Source organism: Kribbella sp. DT2, from assembly GCF_049844575.1.
GTDB lineage: Bacteria > Actinomycetota > Actinomycetes > Propionibacteriales > Kribbellaceae > Kribbella.
Map to the genome: position 1 here is coordinate 208011 of NZ_JBNCLH010000006.1, position 15178 is coordinate 223188.

General features: G+C 69.8%; 13 protein-coding genes. 7 read left to right on the top strand and 6 right to left on the bottom strand.

Features of this window, described 5'->3' with window-relative positions:
• Window positions 1-35: 35 nt before the first annotated feature.
• The 5 genes from ACLQ2O_RS25560 to ACLQ2O_RS25580 all read left to right on the top strand — a co-directional run bounded on the left by ACLQ2O_RS25560 (window position 36) and on the right by ACLQ2O_RS25580 (window position 6644).
• Window positions 36-638, top strand: a complete 603-nt coding sequence (locus tag ACLQ2O_RS25560; RefSeq protein WP_425835667.1) for a TetR/AcrR family transcriptional regulator — start codon at window positions 36-38, stop codon at window positions 636-638.
• Window positions 638-2371 (top strand): ABC transporter ATP-binding protein, encoded by a 1734-nt coding sequence (locus ACLQ2O_RS25565; RefSeq protein ID WP_425835669.1) that lies wholly within the window; start codon window positions 638-640, stop codon window positions 2369-2371. The genes ACLQ2O_RS25560 and ACLQ2O_RS25565 overlap by 1 nt, the downstream gene beginning before the upstream one ends.
• On the top strand, window positions 2368-4452 hold the full coding sequence (locus ACLQ2O_RS25570) for an ABC transporter ATP-binding protein (RefSeq protein ID WP_425835671.1): 2085 nt from the start codon (window positions 2368-2370) through the stop codon (window positions 4450-4452). Before ACLQ2O_RS25565 ends, ACLQ2O_RS25570 begins: the two co-directional genes overlap by 4 nt.
• Before the next feature lie 95 nt (window positions 4453-4547).
• Window positions 4548-5219, top strand: coding sequence for a hypothetical protein (locus tag ACLQ2O_RS25575; RefSeq protein WP_425835673.1), 672 nt, complete (start codon window positions 4548-4550; stop codon window positions 5217-5219).
• A gap of 411 nt (window positions 5220-5630) precedes the next feature.
• Complete coding sequence (locus ACLQ2O_RS25580; RefSeq protein WP_425835675.1) at window positions 5631-6644, top strand: nucleoside hydrolase; 1014 nt, start codon at window positions 5631-5633, stop codon at window positions 6642-6644.
• 314 nt (window positions 6645-6958) lie between these two features.
• On the opposite strand, the gene ACLQ2O_RS25585 is transcribed toward ACLQ2O_RS25580, so the two are convergent.
• Genes ACLQ2O_RS25585 through ACLQ2O_RS25595 form a run of 3 tightly spaced genes read right to left on the bottom strand, consistent with a single transcriptional unit; the run spans window position 6959 to window position 9470 of the window.
• Complete coding sequence (locus ACLQ2O_RS25585) at window positions 6959-8161, bottom strand: M20 metallopeptidase family protein (protein WP_425835677.1); 1203 nt, start codon at window positions 8159-8161, stop codon at window positions 6959-6961.
• Window positions 8158-8547 (bottom strand): ankyrin repeat domain-containing protein, encoded by a 390-nt coding sequence (locus tag ACLQ2O_RS25590; RefSeq protein WP_425835679.1) that lies wholly within the window; start codon window positions 8545-8547, stop codon window positions 8158-8160. The genes ACLQ2O_RS25585 and ACLQ2O_RS25590 overlap by 4 nt, the downstream gene beginning before the upstream one ends.
• Window positions 8544-9470: a 5'-3' exonuclease gene (locus ACLQ2O_RS25595; protein WP_425836499.1), complete on the bottom strand. Its 927-nt coding sequence runs from the start codon at window positions 9468-9470 to the stop codon at window positions 8544-8546. Before ACLQ2O_RS25595 ends, ACLQ2O_RS25590 begins: the two co-directional genes overlap by 4 nt.
• A 71-nt stretch (window positions 9471-9541) precedes the next feature.
• Between ACLQ2O_RS25595 and ACLQ2O_RS25600 the strand changes: the two genes are divergently transcribed.
• A complete protein-coding gene (locus ACLQ2O_RS25600; RefSeq protein WP_425835681.1) occupies window positions 9542-9982 on the top strand; it encodes an Lrp/AsnC family transcriptional regulator in 441 nt (146 codons plus the stop codon).
• Here the strand turns inward: ACLQ2O_RS25600 and ACLQ2O_RS25605 are convergent.
• The 3 genes from ACLQ2O_RS25605 to ACLQ2O_RS25615 form a co-directional block, all read right to left on the bottom strand.
• Window positions 9979-10605 carry a class I SAM-dependent methyltransferase gene (locus ACLQ2O_RS25605; RefSeq protein ID WP_425835683.1) on the bottom strand — a complete coding sequence of 209 codons (627 nt, stop codon included), beginning with the start codon at window positions 10603-10605 and terminating at the stop codon, window positions 9979-9981. The two genes, ACLQ2O_RS25600 and ACLQ2O_RS25605, sit on opposite strands and share 4 nt — an antisense overlap.
• Before the next feature lie 30 nt (window positions 10606-10635).
• On the bottom strand, window positions 10636-12324 hold the full coding sequence (locus tag ACLQ2O_RS25610; protein WP_425835685.1) for a hypothetical protein: 1689 nt from the start codon (window positions 12322-12324) through the stop codon (window positions 10636-10638).
• A 188-nt stretch (window positions 12325-12512) separates the two neighbouring features.
• Window positions 12513-13967 (bottom strand): KamA family radical SAM protein, encoded by a 1455-nt coding sequence (locus ACLQ2O_RS25615; protein ID WP_425835687.1) that lies wholly within the window; start codon window positions 13965-13967, stop codon window positions 12513-12515.
• Between the two features lie 158 nt (window positions 13968-14125).
• On the opposite strand from ACLQ2O_RS25615, the gene ACLQ2O_RS25620 reads away from it, so the two are divergent.
• Window positions 14126-15178, top strand: coding sequence for an L-erythro-3,5-diaminohexanoate dehydrogenase (locus ACLQ2O_RS25620; RefSeq protein ID WP_425835689.1), 1053 nt, complete (start codon window positions 14126-14128; stop codon window positions 15176-15178).

The following is a 15178-nucleotide window of genomic DNA, read 5'->3' on the forward strand; positions in this document are numbered from 1 at the left end:
TGTGAGTGAGTACTCACTCAGTTAGTCTCGGCCGGGTGAGTCCACGAGCGACCCCGATGCCGCCCGACGAGCGCCGTGCCGCGATCGTCGCCGCCGTGCTGCCCCTCCTGGAGGAGTACGGCACCGACGTCAGCACCCGGCAGATCGCCGAAGCGGCCGGCGTCGCCGAAGGCACGATCTTCCGGGCCTTCGGTAGCAAGGACGCGCTGATCGACGCCGCGATCGGCTCGGCCTTCGAGTCCGGGCCGCTGATCGCGGCGCTCGCGCAGATCGACACGTCGCTGCCGCTGCGGGAACGGCTGATCGCCTCCGTCGAGGTGAGCCAGTCCCGGCTGCGCAGCGTCTTCCGGCTGCTGCTGACGATGCGGATGCACCGGCCGCCGGACTGGAAGAGCGATCCTGACGAGGAAAAGCGTCGCAGGGCCGAGGCGGAGCGGGCCAGTGCCGTGTTCGTCGACCTGATCCGGCCCGACGCCGAAGCGCTGCGGTTCTCGCCCGAGGACGTCGCGCACCGGATCCGGATGATCACCTTCTCCGCGACCCACCCAATGATTTCGGACGGTCGGCCGATGACCGCCGAGGAGATCGTCGACTTCGCACTCGACGGTGTCCGCCTTCACCACCTTGGGGATCTCTGATGCTACTTCGCCTGTTGCGCACGCACCTGCGTCCGTACGCCGGCAACCTGTCCCTGGTGGTCGTCCTGCAGTTCATCGGGACGATCGCCTCCCTCTACCTGCCCAGCCTGAACGCCGACATCATCGACAACGGCGTGGCCACCGGCGACACCGGCTACATCGTGCGCACCGGCGGCTGGATGCTCGGCGTCAGCCTGGTGCAGATCGTCTGCACGATCTTCGCGGTGTACTTCGGGGCCAAGACCGCGGCGCTGTTCGGCCGCGACGTCCGGGCCGCGGTGTTCCACCAGGTCGGCAGCTTCTCCGCGCGCGAGGTGAACCAGTTCGGCGCGCCGACGCTGATCTCGCGCAGCACCAACGACGTGACCCAGGTCCAGATGCTCGTGGTGATGTCGACCACGATGCTGGTGGCCGCGCCGATCACCATGGTCGGCGGGATCGTGGCCGCGGTCCGCGAGGACGTCGGACTGTCCTGGCTGGTCGCTGTCGCCGTACCGCTGCTGGCCGCCTCGATCGGCCTGATCGCGAGCCGGATGGTGCCGCAGTTCCGCAAGATGCAGGTCAACATCGACGGCGTGAACCGGGTGCTGCGCGAGCAGATCACCGGCATCCGCGTGGTCCGGGCCTTCGTGCGCGAGCCGCACGAGACCGAGCGGTTCGGCGAGGCCAACGCCAACGTGACCGACACCGCGATCCGCGCCGGCCGGCTGATGGCGCTGGTGTTCCCGGTCGTGATGCTGATCCTGAACGCCTCCAGCGTGGCGGTGCTCTGGTTCGGTGCGTCGCGAGTGGAGAGCGGGGCCATGCAGGTCGGCCAGCTGACCGCCTTCATCAGCTACCTGATCCAGATCCTGTTCTCGGTGATGATGGCGACGTTCGTGATGATCATGGTGCCGCGGGCCTCGGTCTGCGCCGACCGGATCTCCGAGGTGCTGAACACCGAGTCCTCGGTCCGCCCGCCGGTCAACCCGATCGGTGCCTTCACCGGCCAGGGTGAGCTGGTCTTCGAGAACGCTGGCTTCCAGTACCCGGGCGCGGCCGAGCCGGTCCTGCGGGACCTGAGCTTCTCCGCGGCACCTGGGCAGACGACGGCGATCATCGGCAGCACCGGTGCGGGCAAGACCACGCTGCTGTCGCTGGTGCCGCGGCTGTTCGACGCGACCAACGGCCGCGTGCTGGTCGACGGCGTCGACGTACGGGACATCGAGCCGGAGGCGCTCTGGAAGCGGATCGGCCTGGTGCCGCAGCGGCCGTACCTGTTCTCCGGGACCGTCGCCAGCAACCTGCGGTACGGCAACCCCGACGCCACCGACGACGAGCTCTGGCACGCGCTGGAGATTGCCCAGGGCAAGGACTTCGTCGAGGCGATGCCGGAGCAGCTGAACGCGCCGATCTCCCAGGGCGGGACCAACGTCTCGGGTGGTCAGCGGCAACGCCTGGCGATCGCCCGGGCGCTGGTGCGCAAACCGGAGATCTACCTGTTCGACGACTCGTTCTCGGCACTCGACTTGTCCACCGACGCGCGGCTGCGGGCGGCGCTGGTACCGGTCACCGCCGACGCGTGCGTGGTGATCGTCGCCCAGCGGGTGTCCACGATCATCGACGCCGACCAGATCATCGTGCTCGAGGACGGGGCGGTGGTCGGCCGCGGTACGCACGACGAGCTGCTCGAGAGCTGTCCGACGTACGGCGAGATCGTCGAGTCCCAGCGGGCCGCGGAGGAGGCAGCATGAGCGAGACGAAGACCGCCGCCGACGAGCCCACCGAGGGTGGCGCCGTGACGGTGAAGGCGACCGAGCGACCGACGACCGGCCGCGGTTTCGGGCCCCCGGGAGGGATCCCGGGGGACAAGTCGATGAACTTCGGCCCGTCGGCCAAGCGGCTGCTGCGCCGCCTGCGGCCGCACCGGGTCCAGGTGTTCGGCGTCATCCTGCTGGCGATCGGCAGCGTCGGGCTGTCCGTGCTCGGGCCGAAGATGCTCGGCCGGGCGACCGACCTCATCTTCGCCGGCGCGATCGGGAAGTCGCTGCCGCAGGACCTGAGCAAGCAGCAGGTGATCGAGGGCCTGCGGGCCAAGGGCGACAACCGGATGGCCGACCTGCTCGGCGGGATCGACCTGGTTCCCGGCGTCGGTATCGACTTCGATGCCTTGCGCAACGTCCTGCTGCTGGTGCTGGGCCTGTACGTCGGGGCGTTCTTCCTGTCCTGGATGCAGGGCTACATCCTGAACGGCGTGGTCCAGCGGACCGTCTTCGAGCTCCGCGGCGAGGTCGAGGACAAGCTCAACAAGCTGCCGCTCAGCTACTTCGACGGCGCGCCGCGCGGTGAGCTGCTCAGCCGCGTCACCAACGACATCGACAACGTGTCGACCAGCCTGCAGCAGACCCTGAGCCAGCTGCTCACCTCGCTGCTGACGGTGATCGGCGTGATCACGCTGATGTTCGTGGTCTCGCCGCTGCTGGCGCTGATCGCGCTGGTGACGATCCCGATCTCGATGATCCTGACCGCGGTGATCGCGAAACGCTCGCAGGCCCGGTTCGTCGCCCAGTGGCGGCACACCGGCGCGCTGAACGGGCAGATCGAGGAGGCCTTCACCGGCCACGAGCTGGTCAAGGTGTTCGGCCGGCAGAAGGAGATCGAGGCGAGCTTCGCCAGCAAGAACGAGGAGCTCTACCAGGCCTCGTTCGGGGCGCAGTTCATCTCCGGGCTGATCATGCCGTCGATGATGTTCATCGGGAACCTCAACTACGTGGTGATCGCGGTGATCGGTGGCCTGCGGGTCGCCTCGGGCACGATGTCGCTGGGCGACGTCCAGGCGTTCATCCAGTACTCGCGGCAGTTCACCCAGCCGCTGACCCAGGTCGCCTCGATGGCGAACCTGCTGCAGTCCGGGGTCGCCTCGGCCGAGCGGGTCTTCGAGGTCCTCGACGCCGAGGAGCAGGTGCCGGAGGACCCGACGCCGGAGAAGGTCACCGAGGCGCACGGGCGGGTCGAGTTCGAGCACGTGTCGTTCTCGTACAAGCCGGACGAGCCGCTGATCACCGACCTGTCACTGGTCGCCGAGCCCGGGATGACGGTCGCGATCGTCGGCCCGACCGGGGCCGGCAAGACCACGCTGGTCAACCTGATCATGCGGTTCTACGAGCTGAACGGCGGCCGGATCACGCTCGACGGCGTCGACATCACCGAGCTGACCCGGCACGACCTGCGGCACCGGATCGGCATGGTGCTGCAGGACACCTGGCTGTTCGGCGGGACGATCCGCGACAACATCCTGTACGGCAACCTGGACGCGACCGAGGAGCAGATGCTCGCCGCGGCCAAGGCGACGTACGTCGACCGCTTCGTGCACAGCCTGCCGGACGGCTACGACACGGTGATCGACGAGGAAGGCAGCAACGTCAGCGCCGGTGAGAAGCAGCTGCTCACCATCGCGCGCGCGTTCCTGGCCGACCCGCAGCTGCTGATCCTCGACGAGGCCACCAGCTCGGTCGACACCCGGACCGAGGTCCTGGTCCAGCGCGCGATGGCAGCTCTGCGGTCCGATCGCACCAGCTTCGTGATCGCGCACCGCCTGTCCACCATCCGCGACGCCGACCTCATCCTGGTGATGGAGAACGGCTCCATCGTCGAGCAGGGCACCCACACGGAGCTCCTGGCCGTGCACGGCGCCTACGCCCGGCTCTACAACGCCCAGTTCTCCGCAGCCGTGGTCGACCACGACGGCGAACCGGCCCCGGCGCCTGTTCCCGCCGTACCGACGACGGCCCAGCTGCTGGCCGACGACGAGGACGAGTCGGCCTTCACGCCGTAAGCCCACCACAGGCGCCGCCCACCCAGGGCGGCGCCTGCGGGCTTTCCTGTGGACAACTTCCGACGCGTCACCGCCGGATGTGACCTACTTGTTCCATGACCACAGACGAGCCGGATTTCGCCCACCGGCAAGGCATCGGGGCCGCCCGGCGCGTCGGTGCGAGGCTCGGCCTGACCGTCGCCATGCGTCGGCTCGATCCGGCGTTCCATCGCAGGCACATCTCGGACGTGGTGGTCTCGCGCGCTCTGGCGGAGAACGCACTGCAGGACCTCGAACGGCAAGGCGGCGACTTCCCGCTGGTCCATGCCTATCGACGCGTGGCGTCGCGAGTCGACCCGGCCGACACCGTCGCCGGCTTCCGGGTCCTGACCGAGTACCTGCGGTCCCGCGGGGTTCCGGTCGGCCGACCAGGCAGCAGGGTGACGGTGCTCGACACGAGCTTCAAGGGGACCGTGCAGGAGCTTCTCGCGGCCATCCATCCGGAGACGAACTTCCGGGGCAAGTACGCGTTTCTCGCCGAGTCGCCGGACGACCCGCATCCGGGCAGCAAGCAGGGGTACGAGGTGCACCTGCGGCAGGGGAGACGCGGCAGGGCAAGCCGTTCTACGAGCTCCCCGCGGACGAGTCGAAGACGTTCGCGCACGTGCTCGGGATCAACGCGGTCGAGGAGTTGCTCGACGGCCCGATGTCGAGTCCGGTCCGGATCGGCAGGCACGGTCCCGTGCAGACGGCTCAACGAAAGCGGCCGGATCTGCTGCTGGGGTTGAGCCGAGGACGGATCTCGCCGCGGCTGCGGTCGCCGGCGGTGCGTGAGGGCGTGAAGGTGGTGAACCTCTGGGCGGTCGCGAACCGCGCCGGAAACGCCGCGGCGGTGCGCGACTCGGGCGGGAACTACCGGGCGGGCCTGGAGGCGGGTGCCCGGCGGTTCCGTTCCGAGCTCCGGGCGTGGATCAGCGGAGGCGGGTGCGACCCGGGGCTGAAGGAGCTGCTCGACGCCTTCGTGCACCGGTCCGACTTCCGGCACGCGGAGCGGCTCGGCCGGGCGCTGGAGCGAGCCCGGCTGCCGGAGCAGGGCACGGCCGCGATCTGGGCCGGCTACGACCGTTGCGCGCGGGACGACGACAAACGTGTGTTCGTACAGAATGTTCTCAACGCGATTCAGACAGGTGGAGGTACGGATGGGCGAGGGCCGCGACGAGGAACAGGATCCGCGTCAGGACGAGGACCCGATCCAGGAGTGGCTCGCGATGGTCGGGACGGACGAGATCCTGTTTGAGGGCGAGGAAGGCTTCCAGGACTCGTACGGCGGACCGCCGCCCTCGCTCGGGCCGCACCCGGTGGCCTTCGCGCCGATGATCGTCGACACGGATGCGGGTGGGGATCCGGACGACTCGGTGGCGGTCGTGGCGGCGGCTCGGAGTGTGCCGGAGCTGGCGCTGGTGGTGACCAGCGACGAGTACGGCGGGGAGCGGGCGCGGTTCGTACGGCACCTGCTGGATCTGGCCGGGCGGCCGGAGGTGCCGGTGGTGGCTGGGTCGGATCTCCAGGACGACCCGCTGTACTTCGTGGACGGGCTGTTTCCGCAGGACGTGCCGAAGCAGAGCGAGGATCTGGTGGGCACGGTGGAAGCGGTGTGCCAGTCGACGCCCGGGCCTGTGCGGTGGGTGGGGATGGGACCGCTGTCGAACCTGGCTGCCTTGCAGGAAGCGCGGCCGGAGTTGGTCGCGAAGATGGTCGTGACGCAGATGGGCGGCGCGATCAACTACCGGGATCCGTCGCGGGCCGAGCACAACTTCCGGATGGACCCGGCGGCGGTGATCCGGATGCTGCCGGTGCTGGAGCTGTCCGTGCCGACGTTCGTGGTGTCGGACGTGACGTTCAACCCGGCGATGGAGATCTTGCCGGAGTCGACGATCTACCAGAAGTGGGCCGCGCCGGGAAGTCCGCCGTGGGCTGCTGTCCTGCGGGCGCACGTCGACCGGTGGATGGAACGGTACCCGGGCTCGATGCAGCACGACGCGCTGACGCTGGCTGCCGCGACGTTCTGGCCGGGCGTGCGGTTCGTTCGGGAGCGGGTCGCGCTCGACCCGCTGGCCCGGATGACAATCGATGCCGAGGGCATCGAGATCGCGATGTCGATCCGGGCGGACTACCCGGCCTTCAGGGACTGGCTGGAAACCCGGGTCACCTGACGCGCGGCAGCGGGGTGCCGGGTCCTTGGCCACGACCAGGTCCGGGCGCAGTGCCAGGAGCACGCCGAGCGTCGCGTAGCCGATCAGCAGGTGGCCGCCTCCGACCCAGCGGGCCGCGTTCCCGCAACTCACCGCCCGGGAGCGGGAGGTGCTCGGCCTGGTACCGGCCGGCCGGCCGGCAGCGCGCGCCGACCCGCCTGGTGGGCGCGCCGGCGTACGGCGGACCAGCCGCGCGTCAGGCGGCGTACGGCGAACTAGTCGCGCGTCAGCCGCCGTACGGCGGACCAGCCGCGCGTCAGCCGGCGTACGGCGAACTAGTCGCGCGTCAGCCGCCGTACGGCGAGCTCGGCGAGCAGGGCCGAACCGTCGGGGAGGACCGTGTCGTCGAAGTTGGCCAAGGGGGAGTGGTTGTCGGCGGCGGCGTCGGGGTCGGGGATCGCGCAGGCGCTGAGGTTGAGGTAGACGCCGGGGACCTCGTTGAGGACGTACGACATGTCCTCGGCGCCGCAGCGCGGGTTGGCGCGTTCGCGGAAACGGTCGGGGCCGAAGAGGTCGACGATGGTGTCGCGGGCGAACGCGTACTCGGCGGGGTTGTTGACCGTCACCGGGTAGCCGATCTGGTACTCGACCTCGGCGGTCAGACCGTGCGCGGCTGCGAGCGACTCGACCAGCTGGACCGAGGCCTGCTGCACCTTCGCACGGGCCTGTTCGGAGAACGTCCGGACCGTCGCGTCGAAGAACGCGTCGTCGGGGATGATGTTCTCCTTCGTGCCGCCCGCGATCCGCCCGACCGTCAGCACGACCGGGTCGAACACGTCGAACTGCCGGGTGATCATCGTCTGCAGCGCGGTCACCAGCTCGCAGGCGACCGGGATCGGGTCCTTGCCGCGGTACGGCGTGGAGCCGTGCGTGCCCGCGCCGACGACGCGGACGTGCAGCTGGTCGGCCGCGGCCATGAACGAACCGGGCTTGCTGCTCCACATGCCGAACGGCTGGCCGGCGGAGCCGACGTGCAGGCCGTACGCGTAGTCCGCGCGGCGACCGGCGGCGTCGAGCACGCCCTCGCGGATCATGATCGGCGCGCCGCCCGTGGTCTCCTCGCCGGGCTGGAACATGAACACCACGTCGCCTGCGAGCTGGTCGCGCAGCGCGTGCAGGATCTTCACCGCGCCGAACAGGCCGGCGACGTGCAGGTCGTGGCCGCAGGCATGCATCATGCCCGGGTGCCGGGACTTGAACGGTACGTCGGTCCGCTCGGTCACCGGGAGCGCGTCCATGTCGCCCCGCAGCAGGACGACCGGACGGACGCCGTCGGTCGGGGCGGTGCCGCGCAGCACGGCGGTGACGGAGGAGAGCTCTTTGCCGAGCGTGATCTCGAGGTCGAGGCCGGCGAGGGCCTCGAGGACCAGCGCCTGGGTCTTCGGCAGGTCGAGGTCGAACTCCGGGACCTGGTGCAGCGCGCGGCGCAGGTCGACGATCTCGGTGCGGAACTGCTCGGCGAGGTCGCGGGTGGTCACTCGGTGCCTTCCAGGAGTGCGATCAGGTCGGTCTGCTCGAACATCCGGGCGGTGTCGAGCGCGTTCGGGGATCCCGCGGCCGGGTCGGCGCCGGCGGCGAGCAGGGTGCGGACGATGTCCGGCTCGGCCTTGAAGACGGCACCGGCGACGGGGGACTGGCCGCGGTCGTTCAGCCGGTTCACGTCGGCGCCGCGGTCGGCGAGCAGCTTCACCGTCGAGGGCCGGCCGTTGTACGAGGCAAGCATCACGAGAGTGTTGCCCGAGGCATCGGTCAGGTCGACGGGCACGCCGCCGTCGAGGTAGGCGGCAAGCCGCTCGTCGTCACCGTTCCGCGCGAGCTCGAAGACGAAGTGAGCGATCTCCGTGAGCTTGTCATCGTCGCTCACTGCAGCTCCTTCGGGCCGACCTTCAGAGCCTGCATCACCCGCTGGGCGCTGCTGCCGAGCTCGAGGAGCTCGACCAGGTCGAGCCAGCGCTGCGGGTCGGCGACCTCCGTCGGCATCTCCGGGTGGTGGACGTTGACGGGAGCGTCGGTGGCGACGGCGACGACCTTCGGTGCTACGTCGAGGTAGTCGCTCGCGTCGACGATCTTGCGCTTGACCGACGCGGACATCGGCGTCGACGGGTCCAGGGCGGCGGCGCGGATCTCCGCCAGGCCGCCGTACGCCGTGACGAGGGACGCGGCGGTCTTCTCGCCGACGCCCTTGACGCCGGGCAGCCCGTCGGAGGCGTCGCCGCGGAGCGTGGCGAAGTCGGCGTACCGGTTGGCGGGGATGTCGTACTTGGCGAGCAGCGCCTTCTCGTCGTACACCTCGGCCCGGCCGACCCCCTTGGCGGCGGTGTAGATGACGCGGACGCCGCGCGCGTCGTCGATCAGCTGGAACAGGTCGCGGTCGCCGGTGACCACGTCGACCGGCATCGTCGCGCGGTGCGACAGCGTGCCGATCACGTCGTCGGCCTCGTGGTCGGGCGCGCCGGCGATGGCGATGCCGAGCGAGTCCAGGCAGGCCCGGATGAACGGCACCTGCACCTCCAGCCGGTCCGGCACCTCCTCGACCTGCTCGCCGCCGGTGGCGACGTACTCGACCCGCTGCGCCTTGTACGACGGGATCAGCTCGACCCGCCACGAGGGCCGCCAGTTGTCGTCCCAGCAGGCGACCAGGTGGGTCGGGTGGTGGTTGTCGACCAGCCGCGCGATGAAGTCGAGCAGCCCGCGGATCGCGTTGGTCGGCGTACCGTCGGCGGCCTTCATGGTGTCGGGGACGCCGAAGAAGGCCCGGAAGTACAGCGACGCGGTGTCGAGCAGCATCAAACGCTGGGGAGTCTCAGCCATGAGGTGATGCTTTCATGCCGACGGCCCGGGGCAGTAGGGTCACCTGCGTGGAGGACCTGGATCGCAAGATTGTCGCGCTGCTGGCGTCGGACGGGCGGATGAGCTTCACCGACCTCGGCAAGGCGACCGGCCTGTCCACGTCGGCTGTGCACCAGCGCGTCAAGCGGCTGGAGCAGCGCGGCATCGTGCTGGGGTACGCGGCAACGATCGACCACACCGCGCTCGACCTCCCGCTGACCGCGCTGATCTCGATCCGACCGATCGACCCGTCCCAGCCCGACGACTCGCCCGAGCGCCTCCGCGACGTCCGCGAGATCGAGTCCTGCTACTCCGTGGCCGGCGACTCCAGCTACGTCCTGATCGTCCGCGTGGCCTCCCCGGGTGCCCTCGAAGACCTCCTGGCCACGATCCGGGCCCGCGCGAACGTCTCCACGACGACGACGATCGTCCTCAGTACACCGTACGAACGCCGCCCCCCGGCGCTCTAGACCTTCTGGGCCATGAAGGCGGCGTACCCGCGACCGGGTGTGCTCCCGGGCTCGGTCAGCAAAGCCGTGACCGTGAGCCCGGCCGCCGCCAGCAGTTCGGTGATCACCTCAGGCCGGTACAAGTACGCCGTGTAGCTCACCGCGACGCCGTACGCCTTCTCCGGCTGCAGCCTCTCGTCCTGGCCCGAGTGCGTCCCGATCAGCACCCGCCCACCCGGTCGCAGCACCCGCGCGAACTCGGTGAACAGCCCGGGCAACTCCTCCCGCGGAATGTGGAAGGTCGAGTACCACGCGAGCACGCCGCCGAGCTCGCCGTCCTTGAACGGCAGGTCGGTCATCGAGCCGACCTCGAACGTCACGCCGGGGTAGTTCTTGCGCGCCAGCTCGACCATCTTCGGTGACAGGTCGATCCCGGAGATGTCGCAGCCGACGGCCTTCAGGAACCCGGTGGTGCGCCCGGCGCCGCAACCGAGGTCGACGATCGGGTCGCCGGTCAGCTCCGCGAACGCCGTCAGCATCGCCCGCTCGATCGGGTTCCCGGCCATCCGGTCCTTCACCAGCTCGTGGTACGCGTCCGCGACGTTGTCGTACGACGACCTCGTGGCGGCAAGGTGTTCAGTCACCGCGACAGATTAGTCGCTCCCCGTAGCGGCTCAGTACCCACCTGCGTCGACGAGCTGGGTGTCCAGGCCGAGCACGCGGATCTTGCCGCCGCCCTTGACCGGTACGGCGAGCGCGACCTGGTACAGGGTCGTGCTGGTGAGCGCGTTCTCGTACTGGGCCGCGCTGAACGCCGACTGCGGCGAGTTTCCCCAGGAGAACGTGTAGCCCGCGCCTGCCTCCAGCAGGTAGGCGCTGCTCAAGGTGGTGAGAACCAGTGCCTCGCCCGACGCCGCGATGAAGGTGGCCGGCGGGTTGGGGACGGTGACCGTCGCCGCCACCTTGCGGATCGCCTTGGCGTTGTTCGAGATCGGTTGCTTGCTCTTGGCCACGTCCGCGAGGACCGCGTTGACCTCCGGCGAGGGCGTGAACCGCCCCGCCTGCGGAGCCTTCGCGCCGGCGGTCAGGTACTGCGCGAGCGCCGTGGCAGCCGCCTGCGGAGCCGCGACCAGCTTGGCCGAGTCCGCCGCGGTCGCGACCCGGAGCCCGGTGAGGTCCGGGATCTTCGCGGTCGTCCTGGGCGCCGTCGAGAAGGTCTGGATCCACGGGCTGCCCGCGGACTCCCGCTCCCACATCCCCAGGTGCAGGTGGTCCTTGGAGCTGGACAGACCGGAGGAGGTGACGAACGACATCGGGTACCCGCCGTACGACGGCGCGCCGATCTTCGGCGAGGTGTAGCTGAACGGCCCGTCCACCTTCTTGCCGGCCTTGTCGGTCGCCCGGCCGATCGTGTAGCCGGCCTGGCTCGCGCGCAGCAGCGGTCCGGACTCGATGGTCGCGATCAGCTTGTCGTCGCGGGCCTTGTTGGCGGCGTTGTTGACCGCGTTGTACCGCTTGATCACCGCCGTCGCGCTGTCCCCGGTGATCGCCGGCCGGGTCAGGCTGTCCACGGTGTCCGTCGCGGGGATCACCGAGCAGCCGCTGACCAGCACGACAGACAGCACCATCGGCACGCCGACCATCCGGCGAGCGGTGGGCGGGAGCGCCGTCCGGCGCATCGGCCCAGCGCCGACGTGGGGCTGATCGGCCGGGACCTCGGTGGCGACCGGCTGCGACGCCGGCGGGGTCTTCGAGCGGCGACGGGGGATCAGCAAGACGACTCCCCCCGCGAGCAGCAGCAGTCCGACGACGAGGATCCCCAACCCGGCCAGGAAAGCCCCGTTGAGCTCGATCCCGAAGTCGGCCCGGACGTCCAGCTTCTCCTTGCCGTCGGCCCGCATGATGACGACGTCGTACGGACCGTCCTCGATCGGCCAGGCGATCGACTGCGTGCCCGGACCGCTCGCCTTCGTGGACCACCAGTCGAGTGTGTTCGGCGCGGTCAGCGGACCGGCGGTGCCCTTCCGCTCCTGGGTGGTCAGCGCGATCGGGTACTCGACCTGCGCGAGCGACGTGTACGCCGTGTTCTTCAGGTAGCTGGCGACGTCCAGGTCGCGGGCCACGCCGACGAACACCGGCGAGCCGTCCGCCGAGTGAGCCTTCACGTGCAGCGTCGGCCCGTGCCGATCGAGCAGCTGGGGAGTGCTCGCGATCGCGAGCCCCTTGCTGGTCAGGGTCTGCTCTCCGGCGTACACCGTGTCGTCGGGACCGACGAGCCAGAAGGCCGTGAACGCGCCGACCACGGCGACGGCCAGGCCGAGCAGCGCGAGCAAGAGGCCGAGCAGGAACCTGACAAAGCGCACAGCGAACTCCCGGGAACGAGCAGCCGGCCCCGAGCCGACTGATTCGTCCGCCGACGCTAGCGGTTGCCGGGAGCACCGACCGTGTCACGGGTCGTTCGTTGCACGAAGTTGCAGAGCCGTAAGTCTTCCGCCAGTGCCGCTGACCCCTGTGCGGCGGCACCGGCGGAAGCTGATCAGGTGTTGTGCGATCAGATGATGGGCAGCAGCTTCTGGGCCTCGGCCGCGGCGCGGGAGGCGGCGGCCTGCTCGGTGGCGGCGGCGATCGAGTCGCCGGCGTGGGTGCGCCACCAGTCCTGGCCCTCTCCTGGCAGGGTGTCGATCGGGTCGTAGTACTCGTAGGTGCGGTTCAGCGCCTCCGGGTCCTGCTGCTCGATGCCGGTGCGGTAGTTCTTCTTCCAGTACGAGATGCCGCGCACCTCGTCGTACTCGGACAGCTGGTGCACCCAGCGCTTGCCGACGTACGGGACGTCGCAGACGATCCGCGGCGTCGCGAAGCCGGGCAGGTAGCCGAGGATGCCGTGCTGCAGGTGCTGCGCGTCCTTGACCGAGACCCGCCAGTGCTCCGAGAACGGGATCATGTCGCACATGTAGAAGTAGTACGGCGTGATGGTGGCGCCGTCGAGCAGCGCGAAGCACAGGTCGAGCAGCTGCGGCACCGAGTCGTTGACGCCGCGCATCAGCACGCCCTGGTTCCGAACGTCGCGCAGCCCGGCCTCGAACATCGCCTTCGTCGCCTCGGCGACCAGCGGCGTGACCGACTGGGCCGCGTTGACGTGGGTGTGCATGGCAACCATCACGCCACGCTGCCGGGCGATGGTGGCGACCCGCTCGACGCCGGTGCGGACGTCGTCGGACAGCCAGTGCTGCGGCATCCCCATCAGCGCCTTGGTGGCCAGCCGGATGTCGCGGATGTTCTCGATCTCCAGCAGGCTGGTCAGGAACGCCTCCAGCCGCGGCCAGGGCATGTTCGCCACGTCGCCGCCGGACACCACGACGTCCCGGACGCCGGGGTTGCGGCGCAGGTAGTCGAGCATGTCGTCGAGCCGCTGCTGCGGCTTGATCGTGAACTTCAGCTTGTCGATCACCGGCGTCGAGTTGCCGACCAGGTCCATCCGGGTGCAGTGCCCGCAGTACTGCGGGCAGGTGGGCAGCACCTCGGCCAGGACCTTGGTCGGGTAGCGGTGGGTCAATCCCTCCGTGGCCCACATCTCGTGCTCGTGCAGCGAGTCGCGCGTCGCGTGCGGGTGCGAGGCCCAGTCCGTCCGGCGGTCGGTGAACATCGGCAGCATGTAGCGCCGTACGGGGTCCGCGTAGAAGGCCTCGGTGTAGTCCGGGGCACCCTGAGGGACGATCGTGTTCAGCATCTGCGGCGGGAGCAGCATCGACATCGTCGCGCGCTCGGCCTGGTCGCGGGCCAGGTCCTCGTAGACGCGCTCCTCGAGCAGGTCGCCCATCATGTCGCGCAACTGCTTGACGTTCTTCACGCAGTGCGAGCGCTGCCACTGCACCGAGCGCCACTCCTCGGCGGTGACGTCCTTGAAGCCCGGCATCCGGGTCCAGTCGGGCTCGACGAGCTCCGCCCGGGCGTAGGCGTACGGCTGGCCGTCGGGGACGGTCAGCTCCGGGCTGATCAGATCGGTCACAGAAGTCCTCCGGGGGCTCCACGGGCGATGCGGTCTCATGTGAGGATAGCGATAGAACTTCCCTCAGATCCAACAGTACGCCGCAAGAATTCCTTTGCAGACCCGAAATCAGTAGTATTTTGCCCGGCTCACCCCGAGCCGCGAACCCTGGAGGAAGCGTGTCGTCGAGCCCCGTCGGACTGCACCGCGTGATCGAGCCGGCCGGTGTGCTGCCCCAGGCGGCGGCCCGGCTGGACGCGCATCCGGAGCTGTGGCCGGACGAGATCCGGATCTCCGTCGAGCGGCTCAACCTCGACGCCGCGTCGTACCGGCAGCTGGACGAGGCGCACGGGCACGACGGCGAGGCCGTACGGCGTGCGGTGCTCGAGATCGTGGCGGCGCGCGGCAAGATGCAGAACCCGGTCACCGGATCCGGCGGCATGCTGGTCGGCGTCGTCGACGAGGTCGGGCCGGAGTCGCCGCTCGGCGTGAAGGCGGGGGACCGGGTTGCGACATTGGTCTCACTGACGCTCACCCCGCTGCAGATCACCGACGGGTTGCGCCGGTGGGACGGCCGCGGCGAGCAGGTTCCGGCGGAGGGCCACGCGATTCTCTTCGCCCGGTCGATCGTCGCCAAGCTGCCCGACGACCTGGTCCCGGAGCTGTCGCTGGCCGTGATGGACGTCTGTGGGGCGCCCGCGCTGACCGCGCGCGTGGTGCGCGAGTATGTCGACAAAGGCATAAAGCCTGTCGTGTCAGTTATTGGCGGCGCAGGTAAATCCGGGTCGCTGGCGCTGGCCGCGGCCCGCCGGTCGGGAGCGGCCCGGACGATCGGGATCGTGCCGGTCGAGGCCGAGCGCGAACGGCTCGAAGCGGCCGGGCTGGCCGATGTCGTCGCCCTCGCCGACGCCCGCGACCCGGTGGCGCTGGCGGCCGCGGTCGAGGCGTCCGGGGGACCGGCGGACATCACCGTGGTCTGCGTCGACGTACCGGGCTGTGAGCACGGCGCGGTGCTCGCGACGGCGTCCGGCGGCACGGTGATCTTCTTCTCGATGGCGACCTCGTTCTCCGCTGCCGCGCTCGGCGCCGAGGGGCTCGCGGCCGACGTGACGATGCTCGTCGGCAACGGCTACGTGCCCGGTCACGCCGACTACGCGCTCGAGCTGCTGCGCTCCGAGCCGGGTGTCCGGCGCCTCTTCGAAGGCCGGCTGAAGGCGGAGGGGCAGGATTAG

Bases quoted from the DNA above. Each gene is read 5' to 3' on its own strand.
- ACLQ2O_RS25565 (WP_425835669.1), top strand. From the start codon at position 638: ATGCTACTTCGCCTGTTGCGCACGCACCTGCGTCCGTACGCCGGCAAC.
- ACLQ2O_RS25570 (WP_425835671.1), top strand. From the start codon at position 2,368: ATGAGCGAGACGAAGACCGCCGCCGACGAGCCCACCGAGGGTGGCGCC.
- ACLQ2O_RS25575 (WP_425835673.1), top strand. From the start codon at position 4,548: ATGACCACAGACGAGCCGGATTTCGCCCACCGGCAAGGCATCGGGGCC.
- ACLQ2O_RS25580 (WP_425835675.1), top strand. From the start codon at position 5,631: ATGGGCGAGGGCCGCGACGAGGAACAGGATCCGCGTCAGGACGAGGAC.
- ACLQ2O_RS25595 (WP_425836499.1), bottom strand. From the start codon at position 9,470: ATGCTGCTCGACACCGCGTCGCTGTACTTCCGGGCCTTCTTCGGCGTC.